The sequence below is a fragment of the uncultured Amaricoccus sp. genome, from assembly GCF_937858865.1.
In the GTDB taxonomy this organism is placed as follows: domain Bacteria; phylum Pseudomonadota; class Alphaproteobacteria; order Rhodobacterales; family Rhodobacteraceae; genus Amaricoccus.
Genome location: NZ_CALLYO010000648.1, coordinates 1 through 6,192, shown reverse-complemented (window position 1 = coordinate 6,192; position 6,192 = coordinate 1). Strand labels below are relative to the sequence as shown.

The following is a 6,192-nucleotide window of genomic DNA, read 5'->3' as shown; positions in this document are numbered from 1 at the left end:
GGATCGCCGCCCTCGGTCCAGAGAATCTCGAAGACGTCCTTGCCGATCTTGCCCGAGATCTCCCCCGAGCCGACGAGGTCGATCAGCCCGCCGAGCTGCGCCGGCCCGACCGGGCTCGCCTCGAGCGCCAGCCCCTCCCTGTTCAGCCGCCCGAAGAGCTCGTTGATGACCCAGTTCGCCGCCTGCTTGCCGTCGCGCCCCCCAGCCACCGCCTCGAAATACCGCGCCGTCTCGGCCTCGGCCGTCAGCACGCCCGCGTCATACTCGGTCATCCCGTAGTCGGCGACGTAGCGCGCCTTGCGCGCGTCCGGCAGCTCCGGCAGCGCCGCCGCGATGGCGTCGATCCACTCCTGCTCCAGCTCGAGCGGCAGGAGGTCGGGGTCGGGGAAGTAGCGGTAGTCGTGCGCCTCCTCCTTCGAGCGCATCGAGCGGGTCTCGCCGCGGTTCGGGTCGTAGAGCCGGGTCTCCTGCTCGATGCTGCCGCCGTCCTCCAGGATGCCGATCTGCCGCCGCGCCTCGTACTCGACCGCCTGCATGATGAAGCGCATCGAGTTCATGTTCTTGATCTCGCAGCGGGTGCCGAGCTCCTGCGACCCCCTGGGCCGCACGCTCACGTTCACGTCCGCGCGCAGGTTCCCCTCCTGCATGTTGCCGTCGCTGGTGCCGAGGTAGCGCAGGATCTGCCGCAGCTTGCGCACGTACTCCGCCGCCTCCTCGGCCGAGCGGATGTCGGGCATCGAGACGATCTCCATCAGCGCGACGCCGGTGCGGTTCAGGTCGACGAACGACAGATCGGGATCCATGTCGTGGATCGACTTGCCGGCGTCCTGCTCGAGGTGGATGTGGTGGATGCGGACCTTGCGCGCCACGCCCGGCCCGAGGTCGACGAGCACCTCGCCCGCGCCGACGACCGGGTGGTAGAGCTGGCTGATCTGGTAGCCCTGCGGCAGGTCGGGGTAGAAGTAGTTCTTGCGGTCGAAGCGCGAGAAGCGGTTGATCTTCGCCTTCAGCCCGAGGCCGGTCCGGACCGCCTGCTCGACGCAGAAGCCGTTGATGACCGGCAGCATCCCCGGCATCGCCGCGTCGACCAGGCTCACGTTCGAGTTCGGCACCGCGCCGAAGGCGGTCGAGGCGCCGGAGAAGAGCTTGGCCTCGGAGCTGACCTGCGCGTGCACCTCCAGGCCGATCACCATCTCCCAGTCGCCCCTGGCGCCGGGGATGATCTTCGGCTCGGGTTCCCTGTAGGCAAGCTCGGCCATGCGCTCGGTCCATCCGCTTCGGGTCAGGCCGCCCTTCTATCGCCGCCCTCCCGGCGCGGCAAGCGAGGCACCGCCCCGATCCCGCCGGCCGACACCGGGCCGCACCGTCGCCTCATCCCCGCCCGTGCCCTTTGGCGAGGTTGCCGGGCCAGGGGCCTCGGCGGCGTCAGACCGTCAGCCGGGCCGGCTTCAGCCGCCCGTAGACCGGCGCGGTCAGCACCGTCTGCGGCTTCAGCCCGCCGAGCTCCAGCGTGCGCGCGCGCAGGACCTCGATCGCCTCCGCCGAGTTGGCCGGCAGCGTCTCGGGCTCGATCACCGTCCCGAGGTTCAGCCGGTACGGCTGGTGGATCTTGTTCAGCACCTCGTGGAAGAGGGTGATGTCCCTGAGCGTCGGATGGATCCGGTCGAACAGATAGAAGAGGAGCGAGTTCCGCGCCGTGATGTGCAGCGGCACCACCGGCAGCGCGAAGCGCCTCGCCATCATCGCGCCCGAGGCCATCCACGGCCGCTCGTGCAGCGACCACCAGCGCCGCTTCGCCAGCCGCCCCGAGGGGAAGAGGACCGCCATCCGCCCGGCCTCGAACGCCCGCCGGGCATAGTCCATCGTCTCGCGGTTCTGCTTGTGCGTCCGCTTCTCCGGCCGCCATTCGACCGGCGCGATCACCGCGTCGAGCTGCGGCATCACCCTGAGCGCGTCGGCATTGGCGAAGATGAAGAGATCCGGCCGCACCGAGGCCAGCACGCCGTAGAGCACGATCCCGTCGGCGATCCCGGTCGGATGGTTGGCGATCACCATCGCCGGCCCCTGCCGCGGGATGTTCTCGAGCCCGGCGACCTCCACGTGCTGGCAGAGCATGTCGTAGAGCGACTGAAGCACCGCCGTCCCCGGCAGCGGCTCGAGCGCCTCGCCGACCTTGATGGTGCGGTCGTACTGCAGCAGCCGGTGGAGAATTGGCCGCGCCACGGTGACCAGCGGTCCCCGGCGGCGCATCCACGGCGCCCGCTCCTCGATCAGCTGGTCGACGACATCGCGCATGATCGTCTCCTATGGTGTCAGCTTGACAATGCCGTGACAAGCGCCCGGGTTTCGGCGGCCGGTCACGCGCCCGGGCCGCGCAACAAACGGCCGACGATCTCGCCGGTGTCGCGCGAGAGCCCCGGCAGCGCCGCCAGCCGCTCCAGCTCCGCCTGCATCAGCCGCTGCCGCTCGGGATCGAAGATCCGCCAGTTGCCGAAGGTCGCCGCCAGCCGCGCCGTCGTCTGCGGGTTGACCGGGTCGAGCCGGAGGAGCCAGTCGGTCACCAGCCGGTAGCCGCTGCCGTCCGGCGCATGGAAGCCGGCCGGGTTGGCGGCGGCGAAGGAGCCGATCACCGCGCGGAAGCGGTTGGGGTTCTTCCAGTCGAAGTCGGGATGCCGGGTCAGCCGCCCGACTGTCGCTACCGCCTCGGCGGGCGGCGTGCCGGCCGCCTGCACCGCGAACCACTTGTCGACGACGAGCCGGTCGTGTGCCCAGGCGGCATGGAACTCGGCGAGCGCCGCCTCGCCCCGCCCGTGCGCGACGAGGAGCGCCAGCGCCGCCATCCGCTCGGTCATGTTGCCGGCGGCGGCGAACTGCGCCCGCGCCGCCCGCGCCTCCGGGTCGAGCGCGGTCAGGAAGCCGAGCGCCCGCGCCCTGAGCGCCCGCTTGCCGGCCGCGGCCGCGTCCGGGCTGTAGGTGCCCCCGACGGCGTTCGCCGCATGCAGCGCCGCCGCCCGCGCGCCGAGCGCCCGACCCGCCGCCGCCTCGAGCCGCCGCCGCGCCGCCCAGATCGCCAGCGGGTCGGGCACGCCGCCCTGCGCCGCGACGTGCGCGATCACCTCCTCCTCGCCGGGCAACGCCAGCGCCAGCGCCTTGAAGGCCGGATCGAGCGCCGGGTCGTCCGCCACCGCCACCAGCGCGGCGAGGAAGCCGCCGTCCGCGGCGAGGCCCTCGTCCGCCGCCATCCGCGCCAGCAGGATGAGGGCCGAGGTCCGCCCCGCCTCCCACTTGTTGAACGGGTCGCTGTCGTGGGCGAGCAGGAAGATCCGCTCGCGCGGATCGTCCTCCCGCTCGAGGATGACCGGCGCCGAGAAGCCGCGGAGGAGCGAGGGCACCGGCCGCGCCGGCAGCTCCCACTCGAAGGTCCCGGCGGCCGCGTCGAGCTCCAGCACCCCCTCGGCCATCGCCCCGCCGTCCGGGCCGAGCAGGCCGTAGGCGACCGGGATGACCAGCGGCGCCTTCTCCGGCTGTCCCGGCGTCGGCGGCGTCTCCTGCGCCAGCTCCAGCCGGTAGCGCGCGCCGTCCCAGCCGTCCCGCGCCCTCACCCGCGGCGTGCCCGCCTGGCTGTACCAGAGCCTGAACTGGGCGAGATCGCGTCCCGAGGCGTCCTCGAAGACCCTGAGCCAGTCCTCGATCGTGCAGGCCTGTCCGTCGTGCCGCTCGAAGTAGAGATCGAGCGCCTTGGCATAGGTCTCCGCCCCGACGAGGAGCCGCAGCATGCGGATGACCTCGGCCCCCTTCTCGTAGACGGTCGCGGTATAGAAGTTGTTGATCTCGATGTATTCCTCCGGCCGCACCGGATGCGCCAGCGGCCCCGCGTCCTCGCGGAACTGCGCCGCGCGCAGGCGCAGCACGTCCTCGATCCGCTTCACGCCGGCCGAGCGCTGGTCGGCCGAGAACTGCTGGTCGCGGAAGACCGTCAGCCCCTCCTTCAGGCAGAGCTGGAACCAGTCGCGGCAGGTGATCCGGTTGCCGGTCCAGTTGTGGAAATACTCGTGCGCGATGATCGTCTCGATCGACTTGTAGTCGGCGTCGGTCGCCGTCTCCGGGCTCGCCAGCACGTAGCGCGAGTTGAAGACGTTGAGCCCCTTGTTCTCCATCGCCCCCATGTTGAAGTCGTCGACCGCCACGATCATGAACCGGTCGAGGTCGTACTCCCGCCCGTAGGCCCGCTCGTCCCAGGCCATCGCCCGCTTCAGCGCGTCCATCGCATAGCCGCAGCGCCCCTCGTCCCCCGGCCGCACCCAGATCTGCAGCAGCACCTCGCGCCCCGAGCGGGTGACGAAGCGGTCCTCGACCGCCCGGAGGTCGCCCGCGACCAGCGCGAACAGGTAGCAGGGCTTGGCGAACGGATCCTCCCACTCCGCCCACCCCGGCCCCGAGGCCACGAGGTTGCCGTTCGACAGCAGCACCGGCGCGCTGTCGTCGGCGGGGCCCTCGATCCTGACCCGGAAGCGCGCCATCACGTCCGGCCGGTCCGGCCACCAGGTGATCTTGCGGAAGCCCTGCGCCTCGCACTGGGTGCAGTACATGCCGCGCGACATGTAGAGCCCCTCGAGCGCGGTATTCGCCTCCGGCGCGATCTCGCTCTCCGCCTCCCAGGTGAAGACGGCGGGAACGTGCGCGGCGGCGACGGTCAGCCCCTCCGCGTCGACCGCGAGCGCGTTGGCCGGCACCGGCACGCCGTCGATCGCCGCCGAGACGAGCTTGAGGCCGCGTCCGTCGAGCCGCAGGTCGGCCGGCCCCTCGTCGGCGCGCGCCGGGTTGCGGTAGAAGCCGACGCGGGCGCGCACCCTCGTGGCGGCCGGATCGAGCACGAAGGTGAGCTCGATGCTCTCGGCGAGATAGGCGGGCAGGCGGTAGTCGGCGAGCCGGATCGTCGGGGCCTCGGCATCGACGCGCATGGCGGCAGTCTCCTGATGGCTTGGCCTCCACGCTCTAGCGCCGCCGCCGGGGCCGTCAAGATCGGCCCCCGGCCTCCCCCGGCCTTGCGCGGTGCGACGATTGAAACAAGCCGGCGTGATCCGCGCCGGAAAGCTGCAACAGCCGCGTCCGATAAGGGACGCGACCAAGGGGAGCCCGCCATGCTGCGCCGCCATCCGATCGCCTTCGCCTACCTCTTCGCGCTGCTGCTCTGGGGCGGCCTCGCGCTGCAGCTCCACGCCGCGCCGCCGCCGGCGTTTTCCGGCGCGGTTCATGCCGCTGCGACGGTTCGTTGACATCCGGGATCTCGACGAATGGGCCGGCATGACCTATCGTTCCGCTGGAGCGGGATTGCGAAACGACGGACCATGGCCAAGCCCATCATCGGCATCATCGGCAACGCTCACCTCATCAACGACGAATACCCGGTCCAGGCGGTGGGCCTCTCGAACATCGAGGCGGTCGCCGACCTGACCGGCGCCGTTCCGCTCATGGTGCCGGCCGTCCCCCGGGTCGGGGCGATCGGCGACCTGATCGAGGCCTGCGACGGCTTCGTCTTCACCGGCGGGCGGCCCAACATCCACCCGAGCCTGTACGGCCACGAGCCGACCGAGAAGCACGGCACCTTCGACCCCGACCGCGACGCGGTGACCTTGCCGCTCATCCGCGAGTGCGTGGCGCGCGGGGTGCCGGTCTTCGGCATCTGCCGCGGCTTCCAGGAGTTCAACGTCGCCTTCGGCGGCACGCTCCACCCCGAGATCCGCGAGATCCCCGGGCGGATGAACCACCGGATGCCGCCCGACGGCACGCTCGAGGAGAAGTTCGAGCTGCGCCACATCGTCAGCCTCGCCGAGGGCGGCGCCTTCCACCGCGTGCTCGGGGCGCGCGAGGTGATGGTGAACTCGCTGCACGGCCAGGGCATCCTCGACCGGGGCGAGCGCATCGTCATCGAGGGCTACGCCCCCGACGAGACCCCCGAGGCGATCGTCGTCGAGGCCGCGCCCGGCTTCGCCATGGCGGTGCAGTGGCATCCCGAATGGAACGCCGCCAACGACCCGGTCTCCCGCCCGCTCTTCCAGGCCCTCGGCGCCGCTGTCGCCGCCGGCGTCGGTCACTAGCCCCGCGATCGGTTCCACCGACCAGCGCCGAAGGAGTCCCGCCCTTCCCACCTGTCCCGCCCGAGGCCCTGCCTCGGGCAGCGCCCGCCCCGCC

Annotated in this window: 5 protein-coding genes; 2 read left to right on the top strand and 3 right to left on the bottom strand. The window is 71.7% G+C overall.

Features of this window, described 5'->3' with window-relative positions; genetic code table 11:
* The 3 genes from gatB to pepN form a co-directional block, all read right to left on the bottom strand.
* Nucleotides 1-1,259, bottom strand: a 1,259-nt coding sequence (gene gatB, locus Q0112_RS19375; protein WP_297977743.1) for an Asp-tRNA(Asn)/Glu-tRNA(Gln) amidotransferase subunit GatB, incomplete at its 3' end; no start/stop codon positions are given.
* A 166-nt stretch (nt 1,260-1,425) separates the two neighbouring features.
* Entirely contained in the window at nt 1,426-2,295 is an 870-nt protein-coding gene (locus tag Q0112_RS19370) for a lysophospholipid acyltransferase family protein (protein ID WP_297977742.1), read from the bottom strand.
* Between the two features lie 62 nt (nt 2,296-2,357).
* Nucleotides 2,358-4,961: an aminopeptidase N gene (gene pepN, locus Q0112_RS19365; RefSeq protein WP_297977740.1), complete on the bottom strand. Its 2,604-nt coding sequence runs from the start codon at nt 4,959-4,961 to the stop codon at nt 2,358-2,360.
* A gap of 180 nt (nt 4,962-5,141) precedes the next feature.
* On the opposite strand from pepN, the gene Q0112_RS19360 reads away from it, so the two are divergent.
* Together Q0112_RS19360 and Q0112_RS19355 are read left to right on the top strand one after the other, a co-directional pair.
* Nucleotides 5,142-5,276: a hypothetical protein gene (locus Q0112_RS19360; RefSeq protein WP_297977739.1), complete on the top strand. Its 135-nt coding sequence runs from the start codon at nt 5,142-5,144 to the stop codon at nt 5,274-5,276.
* Between the two features lie 72 nt (nt 5,277-5,348).
* Nucleotides 5,349-6,098 (top strand): gamma-glutamyl-gamma-aminobutyrate hydrolase family protein, encoded by a 750-nt coding sequence (locus Q0112_RS19355; RefSeq protein WP_297977738.1) that lies wholly within the window; start codon nt 5,349-5,351, stop codon nt 6,096-6,098.
* The last annotated feature ends 94 nt before the right edge of the window (nt 6,099-6,192 follow it).